This is a genomic window from Hyphomonas atlantica corrig. (genome assembly GCF_017795365.1).
In the GTDB taxonomy this organism is placed as follows: Bacteria; Pseudomonadota; Alphaproteobacteria; order Caulobacterales; family Hyphomonadaceae; genus Hyphomonas; species Hyphomonas atlantica.
The window spans coordinates 179,244-202,787 of sequence record NZ_CP051254.1 but is presented as its reverse complement, the minus strand read 5'-3'; the positions used below and the strand labels follow the sequence as shown (position 1 = coordinate 202,787).

The 23,544-nt window shown below is 60.5% G+C and carries 19 protein-coding genes and 1 tRNA gene; 4 read left to right on the top strand and 16 right to left on the bottom strand.

The window, feature by feature from the left end:
• Positions 1 to 29: 29 nt before the first annotated feature.
• Entirely contained in the window at positions 30 to 890 is an 861-nt protein-coding gene (locus HF931_RS00935) for a hypothetical protein (RefSeq protein ID WP_273241504.1), read from the top strand.
• Positions 891 to 972: 82 nt separating this feature from the next.
• Here the strand turns inward: HF931_RS00935 and HF931_RS00930 are convergent, their stop codons facing one another.
• Both HF931_RS00930 and parE read right to left on the bottom strand, forming a co-directional pair.
• A complete protein-coding gene (locus tag HF931_RS00930) occupies positions 973 to 2,571 on the bottom strand; it encodes a diguanylate cyclase (RefSeq protein WP_273241502.1) in 1,599 nt (532 codons plus the stop codon).
• Positions 2,572 to 2,679: 108 nt separating this feature from the next.
• Entirely contained in the window at positions 2,680 to 4,677 is a 1,998-nt protein-coding gene (gene parE / locus HF931_RS00925; protein WP_035550785.1) for a DNA topoisomerase IV subunit B, read from the bottom strand.
• 38 nt (positions 4,678 to 4,715) lie between these two features.
• Here parE and HF931_RS00920 point away from each other — a divergent pair, with 38 nt between their 5' ends.
• The 3 genes from HF931_RS00920 to HF931_RS00910 all read left to right on the top strand — a co-directional run bounded on the left by HF931_RS00920 (position 4,716) and on the right by HF931_RS00910 (position 8,786).
• Positions 4,716 to 6,032, top strand: coding sequence for an NADH:flavin oxidoreductase/NADH oxidase family protein (locus HF931_RS00920; protein ID WP_337957148.1), 1,317 nt, complete (start codon positions 4,716 to 4,718; stop codon positions 6,030 to 6,032).
• 170 nt (positions 6,033 to 6,202) lie between these two features.
• Positions 6,203 to 8,620, top strand: coding sequence for an endopeptidase La (gene lon / locus HF931_RS00915; protein WP_273013821.1), 2,418 nt, complete (start codon positions 6,203 to 6,205; stop codon positions 8,618 to 8,620).
• 90 nt (positions 8,621 to 8,710) lie between these two features.
• Positions 8,711 to 8,786: transfer RNA gene (locus HF931_RS00910), tRNA-Val, on the top strand.
• Positions 8,787 to 9,013: 227 nt separating this feature from the next.
• On the opposite strand, the gene HF931_RS00905 is transcribed toward HF931_RS00910, so the two are convergent.
• From HF931_RS00905 to traG, 14 genes are all read right to left on the bottom strand, one after another.
• Positions 9,014 to 10,135 carry a Fic family protein gene (locus HF931_RS00905; protein WP_273241498.1) on the bottom strand — a complete coding sequence of 374 codons (1,122 nt, stop codon included), beginning with the start codon at positions 10,133 to 10,135 and terminating at the stop codon, positions 9,014 to 9,016.
• A 129-nt stretch (positions 10,136 to 10,264) separates the two neighbouring features.
• Complete coding sequence (locus HF931_RS00900) at positions 10,265 to 11,389, bottom strand: tyrosine-type recombinase/integrase (RefSeq protein WP_273241496.1); 1,125 nt, start codon at positions 11,387 to 11,389, stop codon at positions 10,265 to 10,267.
• 191 nt (positions 11,390 to 11,580) lie between these two features.
• Positions 11,581 to 11,811: a DUF2274 domain-containing protein gene (locus tag HF931_RS00895; RefSeq protein ID WP_034741777.1), complete on the bottom strand. Its 231-nt coding sequence runs from the start codon at positions 11,809 to 11,811 to the stop codon at positions 11,581 to 11,583.
• Positions 11,808 to 13,067, bottom strand: coding sequence for a TraB/TrbI/VirB10 family type IV secretion system protein (locus HF931_RS00890; protein ID WP_045695883.1), 1,260 nt, complete (start codon positions 13,065 to 13,067; stop codon positions 11,808 to 11,810). Before HF931_RS00890 ends, HF931_RS00895 begins: the two co-directional genes overlap by 4 nt.
• Entirely contained in the window at positions 13,064 to 14,086 is a 1,023-nt protein-coding gene (gene trbG, locus HF931_RS00885; protein ID WP_034741985.1) for a P-type conjugative transfer protein TrbG, read from the bottom strand. Before trbG ends, HF931_RS00890 begins: the two co-directional genes overlap by 4 nt.
• A 13-nt stretch (positions 14,087 to 14,099) precedes the next feature.
• Complete coding sequence (gene trbF / locus HF931_RS00880) at positions 14,100 to 14,786, bottom strand: conjugal transfer protein TrbF (RefSeq protein ID WP_045695882.1); 687 nt, start codon at positions 14,784 to 14,786, stop codon at positions 14,100 to 14,102.
• A gap of 1 nt (position 14,787) precedes the next feature.
• Positions 14,788 to 16,116: a P-type conjugative transfer protein TrbL gene (trbL, locus tag HF931_RS00875; protein ID WP_273241493.1), complete on the bottom strand. Its 1,329-nt coding sequence runs from the start codon at positions 16,114 to 16,116 to the stop codon at positions 14,788 to 14,790.
• A 4-nt stretch (positions 16,117 to 16,120) separates the two neighbouring features.
• Entirely contained in the window at positions 16,121 to 16,846 is a 726-nt protein-coding gene (gene trbJ, locus HF931_RS00870) for a P-type conjugative transfer protein TrbJ (protein ID WP_045695787.1), read from the bottom strand.
• Entirely contained in the window at positions 16,831 to 19,260 is a 2,430-nt protein-coding gene (trbE, locus tag HF931_RS00865) for a conjugal transfer protein TrbE (RefSeq protein WP_034741976.1), read from the bottom strand. The genes trbJ and trbE overlap by 16 nt, the downstream gene beginning before the upstream one ends.
• Positions 19,254 to 19,526 carry a VirB3 family type IV secretion system protein gene (locus HF931_RS00860; RefSeq protein ID WP_034741973.1) on the bottom strand — a complete coding sequence of 91 codons (273 nt, stop codon included), beginning with the start codon at positions 19,524 to 19,526 and terminating at the stop codon, positions 19,254 to 19,256. Before HF931_RS00860 ends, trbE begins: the two co-directional genes overlap by 7 nt.
• A complete protein-coding gene (locus HF931_RS00855) occupies positions 19,526 to 19,837 on the bottom strand; it encodes a TrbC/VirB2 family type IV secretion system protein (protein ID WP_034815832.1) in 312 nt (103 codons plus the stop codon). Before HF931_RS00855 ends, HF931_RS00860 begins: the two co-directional genes overlap by 1 nt.
• Positions 19,834 to 20,859 carry a P-type conjugative transfer ATPase TrbB gene (trbB, locus tag HF931_RS00850; RefSeq protein ID WP_112074349.1) on the bottom strand — a complete coding sequence of 342 codons (1,026 nt, stop codon included), beginning with the start codon at positions 20,857 to 20,859 and terminating at the stop codon, positions 19,834 to 19,836. The genes HF931_RS00855 and trbB overlap by 4 nt, the downstream gene beginning before the upstream one ends.
• Positions 20,852 to 21,313, bottom strand: coding sequence for a hypothetical protein (locus HF931_RS00845; protein WP_045695782.1), 462 nt, complete (start codon positions 21,311 to 21,313; stop codon positions 20,852 to 20,854). The genes trbB and HF931_RS00845 overlap by 8 nt, the downstream gene beginning before the upstream one ends.
• Complete coding sequence (traG, locus tag HF931_RS00840; RefSeq protein ID WP_051615497.1) at positions 21,310 to 23,373, bottom strand: IncP-type conjugal transfer protein TraG; 2,064 nt, start codon at positions 23,371 to 23,373, stop codon at positions 21,310 to 21,312. Before traG ends, HF931_RS00845 begins: the two co-directional genes overlap by 4 nt.
• Between the last annotated feature and the right edge of the window lie 171 nt (positions 23,374 to 23,544).

Sequence of the window (23,544 nt, the reverse complement as noted above, 5' to 3'; positions counted from 1 at the left end):
TCGGCCTCGCCCATTCGTAGTTAAAGTAGGTGGGAACTCTCTCAACGATTGGCAACAATATCCGGCGCATAACTTCCCGCATAAGCCTGGGACACCCCTTTGTCGAAGCCGGCCTGCATGAGGTGCGGTTTGCCATTTCGGACGTCATCGCGATGACGGATTTGCAGCTCGGGCCGAAAAAGCTCACGCGCTGCCTGGCGCGGCGGGCGTATCGAATGCCCCCCAATCCGTCTGATACCCGCCACCCCCATACTTCCCGCATGGACGCACAGGCGGACATTCTCAAACGGGGGCTGGAGCAGGCGGCTTTGGCGGTGCTGGGGGCGTCGGCTCTGGGGAATTTGCATCTCGAGCCGGCGCGCATCGGGCGGGGGGTGGCGCAGCGGATTTCCGGGCGCCTGCGCCAGGTGGAAAGCCTTGTCCGCCGCATCCTGTTCCTCATGGCTCTGCGCCTAGCCTATGTGCCCGCCCCGAAAGCGGATGCCGCGCCCCGGCCAGCGGCCGCGTCCGCCCTGCCCGACGGGGTGGAGCTGGCCGAGTTTCCGCGCGTCACCATGCGGCGGCTGTCGCTCTTGCCCCCGAAACGGGCCTTTGGCACGGACGCACAATTCCCTGACACGCTTCAGGCGCGCCTGCGCCCCGGCGGCCCGGTCAGCCCGGCGCGGCTGGTCCAGCGGATTGCCGCCTTGCGGCGGGTGTTCAAGGATCCGGACGGGCATGTGAAACGCCTGGCGCGGCATCTCTACCGGCTGAAATCGGCGGGGGAGCCGCGGCCCATGATCGGCCCGGCGGACAGCGCCTATCGCCTCTCGCCAGAGCTTGGCGCGCTGGCGACGCTCTTGCCCTCACAGATCCATGCCGCGCTGGATGGCTGGGACAGCTCGCCCTGATATTCGTCTGATAAGGAGATCGTCTTGCCGGCGCGCGCCCTGCGTGTCCGGCCATTCGTGCTGGCGTTCGCGGGGAAGGGGGTCAGGCGAACGCCTGCTCGTCCACCACAAAGGGGCCAAGGTCTTCATAGAAGCAATACTGGTTGCGCCCGCGCCCCTTGGATTCGTACAGCGCCATGTCGGCGGCCTTCAGCAGCGGTTCGGTGCTCATGCAGTCGAACGGCGCGGCGGCAATTCCGATAGAGGCGCTGACCCGCACGCGATGGCCGCTGGACAGGCTGTAAGGCTCCGCCAACTGACGGTTCAGCCGCATCGCCAGGCCCTCCGCCGCCAATCTGGACGGCGCTGTGTGGCAGACGACGAAGAATTCATCGCCCCCAATGCGCGCGCACCAATCGCTTTCGCGCAAAGTGGACTGCATCCGCGCGGCAACGGCTTTGAGAACCTCGTCGCCCGCGCCATGACCATATGTATCGTTTACCGCCTTGAAGCCGTCGAGATCCAGCGCCAGCACATGAACCGGGTTCCGGCTCGTGGCCTCTTCCAGGATCTTGTCCATGGCCGCGCGGAATTTCCGCACATTCGCCAGGCCCGTCAACGGATCGGTCGAGGCAAGCAATTCGGTTTCTTCCTGCCGGGTCTGCTTTTCGGTCACATCCGTCGCCGTGCCGATATAGCCAATGATCCGTCCCCGGTCATCATAGTGAGGCTTTCCGGACATGGACATCTTGTAGGTCTGACCATCAACATCCGTGAACGTTCCAATGATGTCCTTGTAGGCGCCGAATGATTTCAATGCCGCGCGAAGGATTTCCAGGTTTTCCCCAGAATACTGGATGATATCGCGATAGTCGCATCCGACAATGGTTTCCCGGCCGCCCTTCATCCGCTCCAGGAAGCTGCCTTCCGCATAAATCATATGCCCGGCAGCATCGGTTTCCCAGAAGAGATCCGCGGCAACAGAGGCAAAGTTCGACAACCGGTCCAGGGTTTGTTCCGATGTGTCGCTTTCCGCCTGCAGTCTTTCGAAGGCGCGGGAAATGGTCTGGTGAGACGGCCAGAAGATCAGCAGGATTTCCGCGAACAGCATCAGGACTCCGGCCATCAGGGAGAGATCCTGAATCTGAGTCAAAGTGGCTCTCCGGCGATCAGAAACAGTTTCCCAGGTGCTGACAGCATCATTCAGCCGCCGCGCCAGAACGCCATCGGCCATCTGCTGGACCGCTTTTGCGTGACCCGCCCCATTTTCCGGCTCATCCAGCAGGCGATCGACATGCAAGAGCATGGCTTGAATCTGTTGGTTGAGCGGTTCGCTTCCCCCCGTGTAAAGATCATGCGCGAGTTTCGCAGACTGACTGCGGGAGATGAGCTTCGCATGCGATTCTTCAAACAGGCGCGCATTGGTCTGAAGCTGGTTCCGGTCTTCCAGGTCCTGCGTTTCGGAATAATCGTCCGCAATGTGAGCAATTCGCTGCAGCAACATCCGCTGGCGACCGCTCATATTGATAGTGGACGCATCCTGCGCGCCCTGATGAAGCGCCTCGCGGGAAACAATATGGCTGGTCATCAGCAGGCCGAAGATCAGCGCCAAGGCAATAATATACCGCCTCCACAGCGCCTTCAGGTCTTGAGGGCTGCTCAGGTCGTTCAATCGACGAAGGGTGCGGACACCAAGAAACATGGTGATCCATATCGCAGGGTAAGGTTAAAATCAGGTGCTACCATCGGGAGAATTTCATTCCCGATGGGTAGATTTCGTTTACTTTTGATGGGCTGGATGCCGGGCTTGCTAGATATCCAGCTCTTCCACGAAGGCGGCGTTCTCCTGAATGAAGCGAAACCGCAATTCAGCTTTCTTGCCCATCAGCGTGTTGATCAGTTCCTCGGCCGGAACCTCCACGTCGTCGATCGCTTCCAGAGTCACCCGGGCCAGCGTCCGCGTCGCCGGGTTCATAGTGGTCTCTTTCAACTGCCCGGGATTCATCTCTCCCAAACCCTTGAAGCGGGTCATGTCGACCTTCTGATTGGGCTTGAAGTTTTCCTTCATTTTTTGCGCCCGGTCGGCATCATCCATCGCGTAGACGATCGTGCCTTTGTTGGAGAGCTTGTAGAGCGGAGGCATCGCAAGGAACAAACGCCCACTTTCGATCAGGCCCGGAGTCATCCGGTAGAAGAAAGTGATAAGCAGGCTGGCAATATGCGCGCCGTCGACGTCCGCATCGGTCATGATGATGATGCGGTCATAGCGCAGGTCATCCATGTCGAATTTCTTGCCCAGTTGGGTGCCGAGCGCAAGGGAGAGGTCGTTGATCTCCTGATTGTTCATCATCTTGTCGAGCGAGGCGCTTTCGACATTCAGGATTTTTCCGCGCAGAGGCAGGATGGCCTGGGATTTCCGGTCGCGTGCTTGCTTCGCAGAGCCGCCAGCGGAATCCCCCTCGACGAGGAAGAGTTCCGTGCCTTCTGGTCCTTTGTCAGAGCAGTCGGCCAGCTTGCCAGGCAAGCGCAGCTTCTTTGTCGCGGACTTGCGTGAGATCTCTTTTTGCTTGCGGCGGCGCTGGCGTTCCTCGGCGCGCTCAACCGCCCAGCTCAGCAGCTTGTCGGCTTCTTTCGGGCTGCCAGCCAGCCAGTGATCAAACCGGTCGCGCACAGAGTTTTCGACAAGGCGGAAGGCCGCAGTGGTCGAGAGCTTGTCCTTGGTCTGGCCAACAAACTCCGGCCCCTTGATGAAGACCGAAAGGAGCAGACCGGAATGGCCCATAATGTCTTCGGCGGTAATCTCGGACGCCTTCTTGTTTCCCGTCAGCTCTCCAAAATTGCGCAGGCCTTTGGTGATCGCCGCGCGGAAACCCGCTTCATGCGTTCCGCCATCCGGGGTCGGAATAGTGTTACAGTAGGATCGTGAAAAACCGTCAGATTCGCCAAAACCGGCGCGCGTCCAGGCAATTGCCCATTCGACCTTGCCTTCGCCGCCCTGGTCTACAAGACCGGTGAACGCTGCATCTGTGATCGTGGCCTTGTCCTTGAAGACTTCGTCCAGCTGGTCAGCCAATCCGTTCGGATAGGAGAGGGTGGCCTCGGCCGGAACTTTGGAGTCCTCGGGCAGCAAAGCCGGATCACAGCTCCAGCGAACTTCGACGCCGCGATAGAGATAGGCTTTCGAGCGGGCCATCTGGAACAGGCGGGCCGGGCGGAAACGCATTTTTTCGCCGAATATCTGGAAGTCCGGCTTGAACTTCACCGCCGTGCCACGACGGTTCGGAGCGGTGCCGACCTTTTTCAGCTTGTCCTGCGGAATGCCGCGAGAGAATGTCTGCCGGTACAGAACCTTGTCGCGGGCAACTTCAACCTCGACCAGTTCGGACAGCGCGTTCACCACGGAAATACCCACTCCGTGCAGGCCGCCCGCGGTTTCATACGCCTTGTCAGAGAATTTACCGCCCGCGTGGAGTGTCGTCATGATCACTTCCAGCGCGGACTTTTTCGGGAATTTCGGGTGTGGATCCACCGGAATGCCCCGCCCATTGTCCGTGACGGTGATGAAGCCTTCGGCGTCGAGCTTGATCTCGATCCGGCTGGCATGGCCGGCGACGGCCTCGTCCATGGAATTGTCCAGCACTTCGGCGAACAAATGGTGATAGGCGCGCTCATCCGTGCCGCCGATATACATGCCCGGACGTTTGCGGACAGGTTCGAGGCCCTCGAGGACCTCGATATCCTTGGCGGAATAGCCGGTACTTTCTGTACTCATTTGATCAAACAGCTTTGCTTGCTTGGCGGCTGCCATATGATGTCTCCGATAAGGGCGGGCGACTCAAAGTCGATATGGGAGCACATACAATGACGGCCTCGATTAATACCGCGTTAACCCTGGAGAGTGGGCTTACATTCCCCAATCGGCTTGTGAAAGCGGCCATGACAGAGGGACTCGCAGATCCTCGCAACCAGGTAACTGAAGCTCATCTGACATTGTATCGCCGCTGGGCGGAAGGTCGGATAGGTGGAATGATCACCGGAAACGTCCAGATTGACCGCAATCATCTCGAACGTGCCGGGAATGTGGTCATTGATGGCAAGCCGTCAAATGAAGAGATGGATATGTTTTCCCGTTGGGCCGAGGCGGGCAAATCCCACGGTGCAGCGATGATCATGCAGGTCAGTCATGCTGGCCGCCAGACTCCGAAACTGATCAATCCGCGTCCGGCAGCGCCGAGCCCGGTGCCCCTTGGCCTGCCTGGCGGCCAGTTCGGCCAGCCGCGAGCCATGACGAGCGAAGAGATTCGCGGCGTCATTGAGGGTTTCGGCAATGCGGCCAATGTGGCGAAGAAGACTGGCTTTGATGGCATCCAGGTTCACGCGGCGCATGGCTATTTGCTCTCTTCCTTCCTGTCGCCGCTCGCAAACCAGAGACAGGACGAATATGGCGGCCCCCTGGAGAACCGCGCGCGATTGCTCGTGCAATGCGTGGAAGAAGCGCGAATCGTCGGCGGACCCGGCTTCTCGGTCTCGGTGAAGCTGAACTCAGCCGATTTCCAGAAAGGTGGCTTCAGTTTTGAAGACTGCCTGGCCGTGATCGACATTCTGAACGAGCTGGGCGTGGATTTCGTCGAGATTTCGGGGGGCAATTACGAGCAGCCGCGCATGATGGACACTGAAGGACTGGAGCCGGTTTTCGAACAAGGCATCAGCGAGTCGACGCGAAAGCGTGAAGCCTACTTCCTGAAGTATGCGAAAGCCGTTCAGGAGCGCAGCCGGTTACCGCTGATGGTGACGGGCGGATTCCGCACGACAGAGGCAATGAATTCTGCGCTTGCAGAAGGGGAGGCGGACCTGATCGGGATCGGTCGTCCGCTATGCGTGGATACGGATACGCCGAGAAAACTGCTGTCGGGAGGGATCAGCGAGACAGATCGTTGGGAAAACCAGCTGCGCCTTGGGCCGGGAATTCTTTCGCCAACATCTCCCATCAAGTTCATCAAGATGTTGAACGGGTTTGGCGCAATTGGCTGGTACTATGAACAATTGCGTCGACTCGGTGCGGGAGATGCGCCCAATCCAAAGCTCGGTTTGTTCACGGCCTTCCTGGCAAATCAGAAGAATGAAAAGCGTACGGAATCCGCCCGAAAGGCTGCAACCCCCTGATTGCACAGGCTTTCCACAATTCAGAGGGTTTCCTGCGCATTGCGACGCTTGAACCCCAAGGGCGTGAACGCCACATCTGGTACAATGCCCGACTCCTGCCATCATGGTATGAGAGGGTTTATTCGAGCTGCCGCCAGCCGGGGCTCAATTTGAAGAAGGAGGCATTGTATATGCCAAGCATAAAAAACCTTCCGGTGTTGCCGCTTCGGGACATCGTCGTGTTCCCAGACATGGTCGCCCCCCTCTTTGTGGGGCGAGACAAGTCTGTTCGGGCTCTCGAAATGATCGAAGAGGCCGACAATGAAATCATGCTGGTTGCCCAGCGAGATGCTGCGATTGACGACCCGGACGCCGATGACGTGCATTCGGTCGGAACGATCGCGACGATTCTGCAATTGCTGAAATTGCCCGACGGCACAGTGAAAGTGCTCGTTGAGGGCAAGACTCGTGCGCGCCTGAATCAACTATTTGATCGCGGCGAGTATTTCGAAGCCGAGATTGAAACGCTGGAAGAAGCTGACGGCGCCGATGGCGACGTGCAGGCGCTGATGCGTGCGGTGCAGGAGCAGTTTGAGAATTACGTCAAACTGAACCGCAAGATCCCGCCGGAATCTGTCACCACGATTGCTGCTCTGACAGAGCCGGGACGTCTTGCTGATGCGGTCGCGTCAAACCTGTCTGTCAAACTCTCCGAGAAGCAGGAATTGCTCGAACTTCCAGAGGCGAAAGATCGCCTCGAGAAGGTCTTCGCCCTCATGGAAGGCGAAATGGGCATGCTGCAAATGGAGCGGAAGATCAAAAACCGCGTGAAGCGGCAGATGGAGAAGACCCAGCGCGAATATTATCTGAATGAGCAGATGAAGGCGATCCAGCGCGAGCTGGGTGAGCAAGGCGGAGACGGCGGCGAGCGCGATGAGCTGGCCGAACTCGACCAGAAGATTGCCGACGCACCCCTGTCTGAAGAGGCTCGCACCAAGGCTGAAGCCGAGATCAAGAAGCTGCGCCAGATGTCGCCAATGTCGGCGGAATCCACTGTTGTGCGGAACTATCTCGAATGGCTCCTCGCCCTGCCTTGGGGCACGCGCAAGGATATCCAGACCAATCTGGGCAAGGCCGAGCAACAGCTCGATGATGACCATTATGGTCTCGACAAGGTGAAAGAGCGGATCCTGGAATATCTCGCCGTGCAAAAGCGTACTGGCAAGATGAAGGGTCCGATCCTCTGCCTCGTTGGCCCTCCCGGTGTTGGCAAAACCTCGCTCGGCCGCTCCATCGCGGAAGCAACAGGGCGCGACTTCGTGCGCGTGTCGCTTGGCGGCGTGCGGGATGAAAGCGAGATTCGCGGTCACCGCCGGACCTATATCGGCTCCATGCCGGGACGGATCATCCAGTCTCTGAAGAAGACGAAGACGGGCAATCCGCTCTTCCTGCTCGACGAGATCGACAAGATGGGCATGGACCATCGCGGTGATCCGGCATCTGCCCTGCTGGAAGTGCTGGACCCTGAGCAGAACTCCACGTTCAACGACCATTATCTGGAAGTCGATTACGACCTGTCAGACGTGATGTTCGTGACGACGGCGAACTCGCTCAACATGCCTCAGCCGCTTCTGGACCGGATGGAGATCATCCGCATCGCCGGCTACACGGAAGACGAAAAGGTGGAGATCACCAAGCGTCACCTCATCCCGCAGGTTCGTGAAGATCACGGCCTGAAGGAAGGGGAGTGGGTGGTTGAAGAGGCGGCAATTCGCGACCTCGTTCGCTACTACACGCGAGAGGCCGGTGTGCGCAGCCTGAAGCGGGAAATCGCGCGTCTGGCTCGCAAAGCCGTTCGGAACCTGGCGGACAAGGAAGGCGAAACCCTCACGGTCACGTCTGACAATCTCGCCGAATTCGCTGGCGTGCGGAAATTCCGTTATGGCCTTGCCGACGAGACGGATCAGCTGGGCGCTGTCACGGGCCTTGCCTGGACAGAAACCGGCGGCGACCTGCTCACCATCGAAGCGGTGAAGATGCCGGGACGCGGCAACATGAAGGTCACGGGTAACCTCCGCGACGTCATGAAAGAGTCGATCCAGGCGGCCAGTTCGCTCGTGCGGTCACGCTCTGTGATGCTGGGCATCAAGCCGACCGTGTTCAATACGACTGACATCCACGTCCACGTGCCGGATGGTGCAACGCCAAAGGATGGTCCATCCGCCGGTATCGCCATGACCACGGCCATCGTCTCCTTGCTCACCGGAAACCCGGTGGACCGGGAAGTTGCCATGACCGGCGAGGTGTCCCTGCGCGGACGCGTTCTGCCGATTGGCGGCCTGAAGGAGAAGCTGCTTGCAGCGCTTCGCGGTGGCATCAAGACGGTTCTGATCCCGGAAGAAAACGAGAAAGATCTCGAAGACATTCCGGAGAATGTGAAGACCGGCCTGAAGATCGTGCCCGTGTCGGACATCAATGAAGTGCTGGAGATTGCCCTGACACGCCCGCTGTCGCCGATTGAATGGTCGGAAGCGGATGAGGCGGCCCTGCAGGCTTCCCTGGCCGGCCAAGCTGGCGGTCAGGCGACTGATCCGGCGCGTCCGCACTAAGGCAAGTATCCCACAAATTGCAGGCGGCCGTTCAAACACTGAATGGCCGTCTTGCTTTTTTTCTCAAGCCCGTGCATTGGAGCGGGATTGGGGCGGTTAGCTCAGTTGGTAGAGCATCTCGTTTACACCGAGAGGGTCAGCGGTTCGAACCCGTTACCGCCCACCATAAAAACAAGGCACTAGCCTGTGGAAAAAAGAACATCAGAGAACAGTTTACAGCATAGTTTACAGGTTCTGTTCTTGTTCCGTCCTTAAAATGTGGCGCTCATCCGCCCAGAACGGTCGCGGCAAACGTGTGTGCGAGCTTGATTTTTTTGCATGTCTTAGGTGTCCAGTCGAACAGATCGGTGAGGACTTTATCAGTGAAGCGGTCCCGGCTTAGCCGCTGCTCGATTACTTCCCTTCTTGCCGTCCACCACCGTCAGACACACGCATGAACAGTGCGAGAAGCGGTTCGTTGATATAGTAATTGTTCCGGCCGGCCTGATGCTTGGTCACGAAACCCGCTTCGGCCAGTTGGTCGAGATACTTGGTGGCGGTCGGTCGGCTGACATGCAGGTCGTGCATCACATAATCGATGCGCGTGTAAGGGTGGCGGAAGAGGTTGTTCAACAAGTCCTGACTGTAGATCTTGCCGAGCTCTGCTCGCATCCGTTTCTTGTAGTCCGCCATCTGGGCGCGCAAGCCTTCGATCAGCTGCAGGGTCGTCTGAGATGTCTCTGCCACCGCTTCCAGAATGTAGAGTACCCAATCTTCCCAGGCGCCGTCATCTCGCACGGCCTGCAGCAATCGATAATAGTCGCTTTTCGTACCTGTGATGTGACGGCTGAGATAGAGAATGGGAATGTCGAGCAGGCCCGTGCGCGTCAGATAAAGTACATTAAGGATGCGCCCGATGCGGCCATTGCCGTCCGGGAACGGGTGGATGCTCTCAAATTGATGGTGAATGATCGCCATTTTGATGAGCGGGTCCAGATCGCAGGCGTCATCATCATTGATGAAGACTTCGAGCCCAGCCATAAGGGTTTCAATCTCACGCGGGCCCTGTGGTGGCACATAGACGGTTTCGCCTGTGCGATCATTCTTCAGCTCTGTTCCGGCCTGCGTTCTGAAGCCATCGTCTCGCCCCTTCAACAAACGAAACATGTCGATGATGATGCGGTTGGTAATCAATCCCTGTGTCTTGCGTATCTGGTCAAATCCAAGTCTCAGGGCATCACGATAGAGCGCCACCTCTTTTGCGGCTGCTGAGCCAGGTCCTTCGGGGAACAAGTCTGCTTGGAACAGTTCGTCTTGAGTGGTGACGATGTTTTCAATTTCAGAACTTGCCTTGGCCTCCTGCAAGGCCAGCGTGTCGATCAAGATACCCTGGTTGGGGATGGCTTTGGCTGCGCCCTTCAATTCCGCCAGTGCCCTGTTGGCGCGCGCAAGTGCCTTCAGCACCGGTACCGTCTCTATCTCGACCGGTGGCGGAAGGTCTGGCAATTTGTACGAGGAATCTGGTAATTTCGACATGATATGTCAAAGAAACGCAATTTTCTTTACATGTCCAGCTAACGTGTAAAGAAAATCACCAAATTGGTGTAAATCAACACCAAGCGATTTCTTACCTATGCAGGCGGGATACTCTACGAGACCTGGCTCCTAGAGCGAAGTCGTCATCGCTTCAATGACAGCTGCATCTGACACGTAAATCCGCTTCATTTTCGCAAGTGTGCCGGGCGTCCAGCCGAACAAATCGGTCAGAACCTGATCTGATATCAGAGTCGGGTAAAGGTGCTGAAGGATGACCATATTCGTCGCGCATGTCTTGCGCATGTCGTGGATGGTTGGACCATCGTTTTCCGGGCCAAGTCCTATACGGCTGCGATGGCGATCAAAGCTCGTGCCGAACCCTTCTGCAGTCCAAGGCTTGCCCTTGCTGGAGAAAAGAATCGTGAGGGGTGCCGTCGCGAGTTTGGCGCGCGCCGCATCGATTTCATCAAGCAACGACCGAAGCGGAGGCGTGATGGGGATAAGGGCAGTGTTGCGGCCACGGCTCTTGCCCGTAGGAATGATCAGATGCTGCTTCGTGATCGCCGAAAGGGGCAAGCGGGTCAGATCTTCACGGCGAAGTCCGGTGTGAAGAGCCAGCTTGAACGCCCAGGCCAGATGCGCCGACGCGGTCTTGAGAAACTTTGCCTGCTCTTCCAGAGACCAAATACGCGCTTCCGTCGGCCGTTCGTAAAGCGGTTCGATGCCATGCGCTCGGTTCCAGTCCAGTCGCCCGTCCTTTTTGCACCAGGTCAGGAAGGCCGACAGAGCCAGGACGGCCTCATCAGCTGAGCTCGGAGAGTGACCCCAGACACGATCACGGTGGGACGTGATAAACTTGATAATGCGTCTGCTATCGAAAACCGAAAGCGGTGCGTTCGCAGCTGGCTGGCCCGCCTTCAGGGGCATTTCCAACCACTTGTCGAGGTACTTGATCCTGGCCGTTTGCCCTTTTGTCTTCATCTTTCTGAATGCGGGAGACTTCTTCCGATAGAGCATAACCGCCATGGCGAACGAATCTGCGACTGGCGCTCTTTCATCCTCCATCACCTCTGAATAGGCCTGGATGAATTCTGGGGGCAGTCGCTTGCCAGGCTCATCCAACCTGGATCCTTCACTCGTCCAGAACTTTGGGCCACCGCGAAACGCGTAATAATAGTAGCGGGTCTGACCCGTCGCGAGCTTCTTCGCAATTACATGCAGTCCCTTGATGGACATGGTCAGCTCCCTAGCCATTTCGCCTCCGAATCAGTTTCGAGCCTGAGAGAGGCCTTGTCCAGAAGCGTAATCTCGCCGTCAGGCATGAGCCGAACGCCGCATACGTCAAATCCTGTATCTTTCGCTGCAGCGATCAGCGTTTTGAGGCGGCGCTTGATTTCACAGGTTTTAAGATGGGGAGGTATCTGCGTCCGGGCCATTGCTCGACATCACCGGTAGGTTTGAGTCTTCATGGCCTTACGAAAGCCAGGATCGCTTGAAAGGAAAGCTTCAAGCATCAGAGGAACCAGCACAGCCACCGATGCCTCAGCTCCGTAGGTGGCAGCATGGATCCGAGAATACGCTTCGAGGTCCGCAGCCAGAGGTGGCTCGAGACTGATCGACAGTTTCTGCGGTGTCCGGTCCGGAAGCGGCCCAATTTTCAGACTGACTTCACTCATGGCTGATTGCCTCCTTGATAGGGTTTCAGAACGATATCCTTGTTGACGAGCACTGCGAGCCGCCAGCCAGGCCGGATCGTGATCGAGGGTTGGACGTCGAGATTGCGACGCACGATTTCCTGGCCCGCCTCATTCGCGCCCGTCTGTGCGGAGCGGCGAAGCGCGCGGGCAATGTCGCCCTCATCATCGCTCGCGAGTTCTGATCCCACGCCGAGCAAGGTGGAGAGCGCGACGCCCTGCAACAGCTTCCAGGAATGATAGTCGACTTTGTCTTCGAGGCCGGCATAGCCACGGGCATCGACGCCGGCGAGATTGTCGATGCGGATCGACGATCCATCCGGCATGACGATCCGGCTCCAGACGAGGAGCGCCCGTGACTGACCGAACGCGATGACGCTGTCATAGCGGCCAATGAGCCTCGCGCCCTGAGGCACGAGAACGCTCTCTCCAGTGACGGTGTCATAAACCGGGCTTGTCACCTGCGCGATGACCTGCCCCGGAAGGTCGGAGTTCACCCCTGTCAGCAGGGTTGCCGGAATAATCGTTCCAGCCATCAGCTGGTAGGGAGAAACCGGTGTCTCCAGCCGATGCGGATTGTAGATCGAGGGATCGGTTTCTGCGCCCAGAAAATCAAGCTTGCGGGCCTGCCGGTTTGGATCTTCATTTAAGGATGACCCAAACGCACTGCCGCCAGATGGCGCAAATGCCGACAGGTCCGGAAAACTGATCGAGGCCGCTGATGGACTCGCAACGCCTCCTCCAACGCTCTTCGAACCCGTACTCGCCCCAACCTGGAAAAAAACCCCGCTCCCCCGCGCGGCATCGGAGAGCGCCGCTTCACGCGCGCGCAGCTCTGCCTCCAGTGCCGTTAATTGTCCGCGCATCGGATCAGATTCAGGCGCATCCTGTTCAGGCAGCCCCATCCGCCCTTCGCGCTGCGCCTTCAGGATCGGTGTGCCAAGATCCCCCGGCAGTGGCGGCCCGAGGACATCGTCTTCCGGCGCAATCTCACCATAGGATTTCGGAAGCGTGGCCAATCCATCCGCCTCTGGATTATGACCGGTATTGTAAAGCTCCCGCGCCGGACCGTCAGTGCCTTCCTTCGGTCCCTGCAGCGCAAAGGCTAGCGAGCCAAGCACGATTGCGCTGCCGGTTCCGAGCAGGATCATCAGCGCCCGTTTGGAGAACCGCTTCACGGGTCTCGGGCGCCCGCGGATTTCGAGCGGTTGGGCTGGAGGAGAAACGGCCTCTGTCATGGCTTCGCGCTGCCAATGTCATTGCGTGCGATCTTCACGACATCCTGGCGCTTTTCGCCGAGGCGGAGTTCCGCGCGGGCGAACAGACGGTCGACGACATAATAGTCTCCGGACATGCGATAGTTGACCAGCTGGGACTTGCCGTCCCGGCCAATGACGAAGAGGGCCGGGGCCTCACCCTGGTCGAGCCGTGCCGGGAACTGGATATAGACCTTTCGGCCATCATCGAACACGCGATCCGGCCGCCAGTGCGGAAAGTCGCCCTCAAGGTCATAGCGGAATTTCAGCCGCTCGAGTTGCAATCCGGCCGGCGATGACGATGCGCGTGTTGCCGCCGAACCCGCCACCCGCGTCACAAGTTGCTGGTCGGCATAGCGCCATGAGACGGCCGCCATATAGGTTTCTTCGAATGCCCTCAGCTCAAGATGGTAGGCCCGCAGGCTCGTCGTGATGATGAGGTTGGTCTTCAGGCCCGCCTGTGTCGGTTTGATCAGGATATGCGCCTGGGCCTCGCTACCCGTTCCGGAGACCGTATCCCCGAGGACCCAGCGCACCGTGTCGCCGGCAGAGACCGAGACGAGTTCCTCGCCCGGCTGCAGGACGATGTCGGTGACCTGTTCCGGCGCGCAATAGACCTGATAGAGCGCGCCGACCGTGTAGGGATAGACCTGGATCGCGTTCATGTAATTGTCGAGCGAAGGCTCGATCGCCGCCTTACCATTCGCCGTTTCGATGGCCTGGTAAGGTTTGAGTGATGGCGCATCTGCCTCCGTCGGCATGGGCTTCAACTGGCCCGGCATCGCGCCCGTGACACTTGTCGGCGTATAGGTGCGGTAGACAACCGGCGTTGGAACAAGGTCCGCGTCGGCGATATCGGTCTCTTCCACGTCAGGGGCGAGATAGAGGTCTTCGACATAGTCTGGTTCATCCAGTGTGATGTCGGGGCCGACAGCGGCCGGAAAGCTCTCGCACGCCGCAAGGGCGGTCGAGGCGAGGAGGATGAGGGCAAGGCGTTTCATGTGGGATTAGCTCCTATTGATGGTCTTTCGACCAGTTGAGGCCGTGGACGTAGAGGCCGAGAGGATTGGCCCGGAGGGCCTCTTCGGTGCGGGGCGGGTCAATCACGATCGAGAACACGCCGGTATGGTTGGACTGGCCGGTCTCAGTGCCGTTGCGATATGCGGTCTCGCGCCAACGAACCGTGAAGCTGTCGTCTGACGCGCGCACGACGCTCGTCACATCGACTGACACGGAGCGCCGTCCGAGATCCGCAAATGGATCATTGTCGCGGGCATAATCATTGAGCGTGGCTGCCGCCCGGTCGGTTGCATAGGCATAGGCCTTCAGCCAGTTCTGCCGGACCACGACCGGATCGATGGAGATGGACCGCGTGTTCTTCACAAAATCTGCGAGGTGGAAAGCAATCTGCGCATCGGTCGGCTCATAGCGCCCATCGGCCGGGCCGACGGCGCGCACGGCGCCTTCACCGGTCAGTTCGACTACGTAAGGTGTGACGAAGGACTGGGTCGAGCGCCAGACAAGACCGCCCGCGAGCACGAACGACAAAGCGATGCTCCCAAGCGCCGCCAGCCGCCAGTTGGCCGCCTGCACGCGGGCAGAGCCGATCCGGTCATCCCAGGCCTGCGCCGCGCGCTGGTAGGGTGTCACAGGTTCCGGTGTCTCGCCATAGCGGGTGGATGTTCGCTTCCAGAGCTTCATGTCAGTCCTCGTCATTCTTCAGTTGTATCGATGTGCCGCCACCGGGACGGTCGCCGTCGCGCACGGCTGAGGCCGCCATCATGCCGGCATCGCGGGTTGACTGGTCGCGCCGGATACGCCGGGCCCAGTCAGGGGAAGAATTCTGTCCGCCATTGGTCGGACCAGCGTTCGGCGCGCCCGTGCCGCCCGTTGCCGCGAAAGCGGCGCGGGCTCCCGCCTGATGGCGCTCATGCGGATTGCCAAAGGCGCGCCGGGCAAAGTCTTTAGCGCCGGACGCAGCGGCGCGAACACCTGCGCCCGCGACACCGCTCATGCCCGCCATGGCGGCGCCGGCGCCGGACTTTCCGGAAGCGGCGGCGTTCATCTGGTAGGCAGTCCGGGCGCCGCCTGCCATGGAGGCTGCTGCGCCGACGGCGCTGCGCGTTCCGCCAGCTGCGGCGCCAATGCCCGCCTTGGCGAGGGTGCCGCCCGCTACTGTCCCGGCCGCGACGCCAGCGGCCGTACCGATGGCCGCGCCCGCGCCCAATTGCGGCGCGCCGGAGACAAGGCCCGTGGCGATCCCGGGCCCGAACAGGCCGAGGGCCAGCAATGAGAGCGATCCAAGGATGACGGAGGCAGCCTGTTCGAGCGTCACCTCGTCCGGCTGGAAGGTCGACGTAATGGAGGAGAAAATGGTCGAGCCGATGCCGACAATGATCGCCAGCACCATCAGCTTGATGCCTGAGGCGATGACATTGCCGAGCACTTTCTCGGCGAGGAACGAGGTCTTGTTCCAGAGCGCAAAGGGGATCAGCACGAACCCGGCCAGCGTCGTCAGCTTGAACTCGATGATCGTGACGAAGAGCTGGATCGCGAGGAAGAAGAACGCCAGCAGCGTGATGATCCAGGCGAGGAACAGGACAGCGATGATGACGATGTTCTGGAAGAAGGCGATCGGACCGGTCAGCTTTTCGATCTCGTCGAGCAGGGGCAGAGCCGCATCGAACCCGGTGGCCGCGACAAATCCCGGCTTCATGATGTCCTCGGCGGTAATCGTGCCGCCAGTGGCATTGAGCCCCAGCTGTGCAAAGCTCGTGAACACCACGTCCGACAGGAGCGCAAAATTGCCGAGGATCAGCGCGAAGGCGCCGACATAAAGGACCTTCTTCAGGAACCGGCCGACAATATCCGTGTCCGGCCCCATGGCCCAGAAAAGTCCGGCGAGCGTGATGTCGATCGCGATGAGGGCGGAGGTCAGGAACGCGACATCCGGCTGCAGGAGACCGAACCCGCTGTCGATATAGGCGGAGAAGGTCGCAACAAACTGGTCGATGACGCCAAGATCTTCCATGGCGCTAGTTCCGCCTGTAGGCGACGCCGTCGCCGCGGAAGCGCTTGTGACGGATGCGGGCCTGTTCCTCGATGGCGGCCCGGCGCGATTCTTCGAGCGCCACCATCCGGTATTGCGCGGCCATCAATTGCTGCATCTGCATCTGTTGCTCGACCGAGAGCGCGACGAGCTGGTTGCCGGCCTGGGAGACGGACAGGTTCCCGGTCGCCGCCTGGCTCTCACCAACAAGGTCTGTCAGCGTCTCGCGCGCGTCCGCAATCGAGGTCACAATCCCGGACTGGACCTGGATCGAGGCCCGGAAGGCCTCCCGGCTGATCTGCCACTGGTCTGCGGCTTCGACAAGGATTTCCTTATTGGAGAGGTCTTCATAGGAGTCCGGGAACGCCTCGCGGTACTGGCGTTCGGACTCTTCGACTTCATAAGTCATCTCACCCGCTTCGCGCATCAGCGTGTCGATCCGTTCGAGCAGGCGCTTCAGGTGCTCGATCGAGGCATAGTCGAGCCGCTTCAGGTCCTCGGACTGGTTCACCAGCATCTGGGCCTCATGCTGGAGTTGCTGGACCTGATTATTGATCTGTTCGAGCGTATTGGTGGCTGTCACGATGTTCTGAACCAGGTTGGTCGGATCGATCACGACATCGCCCACGCCGAGCAGGGCGTTTGCAGGCGGCGCCAGTCCGACAAGCGAGGATACGGATCCGAGAAGAATGGCGATCATTCGGCGGCGCATGGCACGTCTCCTTCTGTTCCGATCAGGTTTGCCGCCCAATGGAGTCCGCGCGCCGCAAGCCAGGCCGGCGCGAACCCGTCCGGACCTGAAGCAGTAAGAATCTCGGAGATCAGTTTTTGGTCGGCTTTGGAACCGGCAGCGCAGAAGGCGAGCGCGACGGGCCCGAGGTCGAGATCGAACAGGCGATTGCCCTCCGGAGTCTGAACATAATAATCCCGCTTCGGCGTCGCCCGTGCGATCAGTTCGACCTGGCGGGCATTGAGGCCAAAACCCTCATAGGCTGCGCGCTGCGAAGGCTCTTCGGCCCGTGCATTGGCGAGGAAGATGCGGGTCGGCGCGCTTTCGATCAGGCTCGGGGCTATTGAACTGGCCGAGATGTCCGACAGGCTCTGCGTCGCACACACGACGGACACGTTCTTCTTGCGCAGCGTCTTCAGCCAGTCGCGCAGGCGTCCCGCAAACATCGGATGATCGAGAAAGAGCCAGGCCTCATCGAGGATGAGCAGGGTCGGTCGGCCGTCGAACCGGGCTTCGAGCTTCGTGAACAGATGTGCAAGCACGGGCGCGGCGAGCCGCTTGTCCTGCATCAGCGCGTCCATTTCGAAGCAAAGCATGTCTCCGTTGGCAAGACTGTCTTCTTCGGCGTCGAGCAGCGCGCCATAGGGCCCGGCCAGCGTATAGGGTTCCAGCGCCTGCCGGAGCTCCGGCATCTGGATGAGCGCGGCAAGCCCGGTTAGTGTGCGCTGCACGACAGGCGCCGCGCCAAGGCTCTGCAGCGCCGTCCAGACGGCTTGCTTCACCTCGGGCGTGACCGCGACATTCTCCTGAGCGATCAGCCCCAGCACCCAGGCCTGCGCCTCAGCGATCCCGGCTTCACTATCCAGTGCCCGCAACGGTTGGAACGCCAGGTCGCCCTCAAGGCCCAGCTCATACCAGGTCCCGCCAAGGGCGAGCGTCGCGCAGCGCGCTGAACCGCCTTTGTCGAAGATGAACACCTGCGCGTCGGCGTAGCGTCGGAATTGCAAGGCCAGCAGCGACAGGAGGACCGACTTGCCGGCACCGGTCGGCCCGACCACCATCATGTGTCCGACATCGCCCTGATGCGTGACCAGCCGGAACGGTGTCGCACTGGCCGAGCGCGCCATCAGGAGCGGCGGGCCGTCCAGGTGCGTGTTGCGCTCCGGCCCTGCCCAGAGTGCCGACAAGGGGGCCATATGCGCAAGGTTGATCGTGTTCAGTAGCGGCTGGCGGACATTGGCATAGGCTTCACCCGGAAGCGTGCCGAGCCAGGCTTCGACGGCATTGACGCTTTCGGAAACGCAGGTGAACCCGCGCCCCCGGATCACGCGCTCGACGGCGCGGATCTGGTCGTCGGCGATCGCTGCATCCGCATGCCGAACGACAATCGCCGTCGTGCAATAGCCGAATGCAACATGGCCTGCGCCGAGCGCCTGCAGGGCCTCGTCGGCATCGGCGGCCTGATTGTCGGCATCTGAGTTGAGGAGTGTTGCGGGCTCATTGGTGAGGATTTCGCGCAAATAAGAGGTAAGCGACCGGCGTTTCGCAAACCAGTTGCGGACATAGGCATTGAGCGTCTTTTCGGCCTCGGGCTTGTCGAGGGGCAGGAACCGCGTCACCCAGCGATAGGCAAAGCCGAGCTGGTCGAGCTCTGAGAGCAGCCCGGGCTCGCCGGTTGCGGGGAACCCGTTGATCGTGAGGACTTTCAGCGTTTCGTCCCCTAAGCGGGGTGACAGCCCGCCCGTCAGCGGCGTATCGACCATGAGCGCATCAAGGCACATCGGCAGCGAGGGTGCCTTCACCGTCTGCCGCGCCACCGAGATGCAGGCATGCAGGTAGGTCAGCGTCTCATCGTCATCCAGGAACCGCGCCTCCGGCATCAGATCCGCCATCATGTCGCGCGCCCGGGAAGTTTCGGTTTCGAAATGCGCCAGATGCTCGCTCCAGAACGCAGCTGGAGCGTCTGCCGGATCGTCGATGAAGAGCTGCTCGATCCGGGCCGTCCGGTCGGCCGGTGGCATCCATGTGAGGGTCAGGTAGCAATCGGTCTCGAAGTGGCGCCCGTGCTCTTCGAACGCCGCCCGGCGTTCCTCATCGACCAGCCAGGCGGCTGCGTCGCGCCAGGAACTTTCGGGATAGGTGACGGATGGTCGCCGGTCCGCTTCTATATGCAGCGCCCAACCTGACCCGAACCGGCTGAGGAGATTGTTCATGCGGGCTGTGACGGCGACGAGTTCTTCCGGTGTCGAGCTTTCAAGATCGGGTCCGCGATAGAAACAGGTCCGCTGCAAGCTGCCATCCTTGTTGAGCAGGATGCCGGGCGCGATCAGGCAGGCCCATTTGAGATGGTCGGCGAGCGCAGCCGGGCGGGCGCGATATTCACGAAGATTCAGCATGCGTAATAGCCCCTCGTTCTTATGTGCCGGATCAGCACGTCGGCAAATTGCGGATCGCGCCTTGCAGCGAACACGCAGATGCCCTGCGCCACGATCCAGAAGACGAGCCCCACGCCCCAGAGCTGCAGGCCGATGCCGAGCGCGGCGGCCAGCGTACCATTGACGATCGTCGCCAGCCGTGGCGCCCCTGCGAGCAGGATCGGCGCCGTCAAAGAGCGATGCACCGGCACGCTATAGCCAGGGGGCAGGGGACGGTTGTCCGCCATCAGAGCGTCGCCCCGCCACCGAACGAAAAGAACGACAGGAAGAACGAGGTCGCAGCAAAGGCGATCGAGAGACCGAACACGATCTGCAAGAGCTTGCGCATGCCGCCGCCACTCTCACCGAAAGCAAGGCCAAGGCCGGTCAGGATGATGACGATGGTTGCGAGGATCTTGGCGACCGGCCCTTCGATGGAGTCGAGGATCGATTGCAGCGGGGCTTCCCAGGGCATGCCGGAGCCAGCCGCATGGGCCGGGAAGGTGAGCGCGACGGCAAAAGCCGTCAGGCTCAGGGCTTTGATCAGTCTGTATTTCATTGGGGTGGTGTCCTTTCTGGAGCGGTGGAGAGAAGCGGTTCGGAAAAGGGCAGGCTCGGCAGGACGAGCTGCAGGTCCGGCTGGACGGGGATCAGGTCATAGCCCTGACGCCCGAGCCCGTTCATGCGCGCGACTGTCTCGACGCGGTGAACCCCGGCGCGCCGGGAGATGTAGACGACGCAGTCGATTGTTTCTGCGATGAGGTCGTGCGGCACCTGCGCCGAGGTCTCGCCAATCAGCTGTTCGAGCCGGGAGAGTCCGCCCAGGGCCGAGTTGGCATGCAGGGTGGCGATGCCGCCCGGATGGCCGGTATTCCAGGCCTTCAGCATGTCGAGCGCCTCGGCGCCGCGCACTTCACCGATAATGATCCGGTCTGGCCTGAGGCGCAGGGTCGAGCGGACAAGGTCTGCAAGAGTTACTGATCCGGGCTGAGTGCGCAGCTGGACAGAGTCGCGGGCTGTCGAAACAAGTTCGCGCGTATCTTCCAGGATCACAAGCCGGTCCCCAGTGCGGGCAATCTCGGCCAGCAGGGCATTGGCAAGCGTCGTCTTGCCCGAGCCCGTGCCGCCGACGACGAGAATGTTCTCGCGGGTCCTGACCGCCAACCGCAAGGCTTCGGCGTGATGAGGTGCCATTACGCCGGAGGCGACATACTCACCCAAAGCGACCACCCGTCCCGCTGGTTTGCGGATCGAGAAACAAGGCCCCGGCGCCACCGGCGGCAGGACGCCTTCGAACCGCTCTCCGCCCATTGGCAGCTCTGCTGACACGATGGGCGACGCTGCGTCGACGCGCCGGCCCATATGGCTTGCGACCAGCCGGATGACGCGTTCGACATCGCCAGCGGTGACAACCAGGCCGGATTCGGATCGGCCAGACCCATGCCGCTCGATCCAGAGCCTGCCGTCGGGATTGATCATGATTTCGACAACGGCGGGGTCGTCCAGCGCTGCAACAATCTCGCTCCCCAATGCCGTTATCAGCATGGCGCGGGTACGTGTCTGGCTTTGTACGTCACGCATCGGTCCGCACCTCGCCCATATGTTCGGGCTCGCGCTCAAGACTGGCCGCGTCCGCTGTCACATCCTCAACGGCATTCTGAAGAATGCGCTGGCCCGACCTGAGGGCCTCCGCGACCTGCCTCACAAAGAGGTCAAACCGCATGTCGCCCTTGGCCCGGGCGGCCTCGACCTGGTTGGCCGGCACCGGCGGCGTCACCGTCAGGAAATAATGCACGAAGGTCGCGAGCGTTTCGGCAAGGACGAGATTGTCCCGCTCGATCCGCCCGAATTGGCGCGTCAGTCGGTCGAGCCGGCGATTGATGGCGGCTTCGCGCTTATTGTCGGACTCGCCTGCCCGGTAGGCCGTTACTGCCCCATCGATGATCGTGCTTTCTGACAGGCCAGGGCGTTTGGCCATGGCCTTCAGCCAGTGAAAATTCTCTGGCGAGATATAGGGCTGGATCCGGAGCTTCATTGGCCATTCCCCGTGAGATCAATGCCGGTCGCCTGTTCGAGGCTGTCAGCCTGCACGAGGGCGTCGAAGAGACTAGCCTGCAGGGGATTGCACACCTTGCGCCGCGCCGTGCCTGGCTTCGAGGGGCCTGCAAGCCGCGCGCGATCCTCGGCCGCATCCCGCGCCTTCTGAGGCCCAAGGCCCTCGACTTCAGGCTCGAGCTCTGCAGCCTGCATCAGGCCTTCATGGATCGACCGGACCTCGCTGCCCCAATCATCAACCCGCACGTCCGGAATACAGGCCGCGAAGGCAGGGGCGTCTTTGAGACGTTCGGTGAAGTTCTGGTCCTCGTAATAGCGTAGCTTCAGCGCGCGCACCGGCGGGGAGCCTGCGACAAGGACGAGTTCCTGGTCTGCGGGCAGTTGCATCACTTCGCCGGGCGTCAGCAATTGGCGGGCAGTTTCCTGACGCGACACCATTTTGTGCGACAGCCAGGGCGCGAGCCGGTGGCCTGCATAATTCTTCATGGCCCGCTGTTCGGTCTTGGTGCCGAGTGCATCGGAAATCCGCTTCGCCGTGCGCTCGTCATTTGTCGCGAACGCCACCCGGACATGACAATTGTCGAGGATCGCATTCGAGGGGCCATAAGCCTTTTCGATCTGATTGAGGGATTGCGCGATCAGGAAGGCCTTGAGGCCATAGCCTGCCATATAGGCGAGCGTGCTTTCGAAGAAGTCGAGGCGCCCAAGGGCAGGAAACTCGTCCAGCATGAACAGGACACGCCGACGGGACTTTACGACCGGCACAGAAACCTGCGGCGTAAGCAGCCCGCAAACTCCGAGAATGTTCGCCAAAAGCGATCTGCCACGCGAGAATACCGAAGGACGAATCTCGAGATGCTCCGTCAGCCGCCGGCCCACCTGATTGAGGATGAGGCGCATCAGGGGCTTCGTCCGCGAAAGGTCCGAGGGCGGGACGACGAGGTAGAGCGAAAGCGGCCGGTCGCCGGACACCAGATCCTCGATCCGGAAATCGCTCCGCGAGGTGACTTCGGCAATCACCGGGTCGCGATAGAGCGACAGGAACCGCAGCGCTGTTGACAGCACGCCGGAGAGCTCGTTCTCCGCCTGGTTCATCAATTCTCGGGCTGTCTCGGCGACGACGGGATGAACCTTTGGCGCATCGCTGGTCCCAAGGTGGTTTGTCCGGAGCATGATCGACAGCGTCGTGCGGAATGTCCGGTCGGGATCGGCAAGGAAGCTCGATACGCGCGCCAGCGTCTTCTCGCGCTCGGCATAAAGGACGTGCAGGATCACGCCGACGAGCAGGGAGTTCGCCTTGTCGACCCAGTGCCCGAGATCTCCGAGCTTGCCCTGAGGGTCCACGAGAATATCGGCAATGTTCTGGACGTCGCGCACTTCGCAATGCCCCTTACGCACTTCCATCAGGGGATTGAAATGCGCCGAGACCACGTCGGTCGGGTCGAACCGCACGCAGTGGGAAAACTCCGAGCGCCAGCCTGAGGTCAACTGCCAATTCTCGCCCTTGATGTCGTGCACCAGAACAGAATGCGGCCAGGAGAGGAGCGTCGGGACAACAAGGCCCACGCCCTTGCCGGAGCGGGTCGGCGCAAAGGCCATGACATGATCGGGTCCGTCATGGCGGAGATAGGATCCTGATGCTTGGCCCAGGAACACGCCGGCTGGCTTCAAAAGTCCGGACTTACGCAAATCCTTGCCTTCCGCCCAGCGCGCAGAGCCAAACGTTGAGACCCGCTTGTCCCAGCGTGCGCGGAGGATCGACCCAGTTACCGCGATCACGATGGCCGCGACACCGCCCGAAGCGGCGATAAGTCCGCCCCGGTCAAACACATCCGGCGCGTAAGCATCGAACGCGTACCACCAGCCGAAGAAGGCCCAGGGCACGTACACCGGCATGTCGAGGATGACGAAGAAGGGTTCACCAAGCCGGGGTGACCAGCCAAGCGACCACGCTGTCCACTCCGTCGCGCACCAAAGCGCCAGGAGGACGACGAGCAAGACAAGGAGGATCTGCCAGAAGAGGTTCGTGCCATGTTTCATGACACTGAACCTGACCAATCATCGCCTCAGTCTCCAGAGAGGAAATTGGGGGAAATCAGGGGGTATTCTGAAGATTTCGGAACTGGTGAGTGGTGTGGGTGAAGTGCCGGGAAGAATTTGTGGGATCCAATTTCTTTGGGGATCGCTAGCCCGTTAAGCAAATTGTCGACA

Bases quoted from the DNA above. Each gene is read 5' to 3' on its own strand.
- HF931_RS00930 (WP_273241502.1), bottom strand. From the start codon at position 2,571: ATGTTTCTTGGTGTCCGCACCCTTCGTCGATTGAACGACCTGAGCAGC.
- parE (WP_035550785.1), bottom strand. From the start codon at position 4,677: ATGGCAGCCGCCAAGCAAGCAAAGCTGTTTGATCAAATGAGTACAGAA.
- HF931_RS00920 (WP_337957148.1), top strand. From the start codon at position 4,716: ATGGGAGCACATACAATGACGGCCTCGATTAATACCGCGTTAACCCTG.
- lon (WP_273013821.1), top strand. From the start codon at position 6,203: ATGCCAAGCATAAAAAACCTTCCGGTGTTGCCGCTTCGGGACATCGTC.
- HF931_RS00905 (WP_273241498.1), bottom strand. From the start codon at position 10,135: ATGTCGAAATTACCAGATTCCTCGTACAAATTGCCAGACCTTCCGCCA.
- HF931_RS00900 (WP_273241496.1), bottom strand. From the start codon at position 11,389: ATGGCTAGGGAGCTGACCATGTCCATCAAGGGACTGCATGTAATTGCG.
- HF931_RS00895 (WP_034741777.1), bottom strand. From the start codon at position 11,811: ATGAGTGAAGTCAGTCTGAAAATTGGGCCGCTTCCGGACCGGACACCG.
- HF931_RS00890 (WP_045695883.1), bottom strand. From the start codon at position 13,067: ATGACAGAGGCCGTTTCTCCTCCAGCCCAACCGCTCGAAATCCGCGGG.
- trbG (WP_034741985.1), bottom strand. From the start codon at position 14,086: ATGAAACGCCTTGCCCTCATCCTCCTCGCCTCGACCGCCCTTGCGGCG.
- trbF (WP_045695882.1), bottom strand. From the start codon at position 14,786: ATGAAGCTCTGGAAGCGAACATCCACCCGCTATGGCGAGACACCGGAA.
- trbL (WP_273241493.1), bottom strand. From the start codon at position 16,116: ATGGAAGATCTTGGCGTCATCGACCAGTTTGTTGCGACCTTCTCCGCC.
- trbJ (WP_045695787.1), bottom strand. From the start codon at position 16,846: ATGCGCCGCCGAATGATCGCCATTCTTCTCGGATCCGTATCCTCGCTT.
- trbE (WP_034741976.1), bottom strand. From the start codon at position 19,260: ATGCTGAATCTTCGTGAATATCGCGCCCGCCCGGCTGCGCTCGCCGAC.
- HF931_RS00860 (WP_034741973.1), bottom strand. From the start codon at position 19,526: ATGGCGGACAACCGTCCCCTGCCCCCTGGCTATAGCGTGCCGGTGCAT.
- HF931_RS00855 (WP_034815832.1), bottom strand. From the start codon at position 19,837: ATGAAATACAGACTGATCAAAGCCCTGAGCCTGACGGCTTTTGCCGTC.
- trbB (WP_112074349.1), bottom strand. From the start codon at position 20,859: ATGCGTGACGTACAAAGCCAGACACGTACCCGCGCCATGCTGATAACG.
- HF931_RS00845 (WP_045695782.1), bottom strand. From the start codon at position 21,313: ATGAAGCTCCGGATCCAGCCCTATATCTCGCCAGAGAATTTTCACTGG.
- traG (WP_051615497.1), bottom strand. From the start codon at position 23,373: ATGAAACATGGCACGAACCTCTTCTGGCAGATCCTCCTTGTCTTGCTC.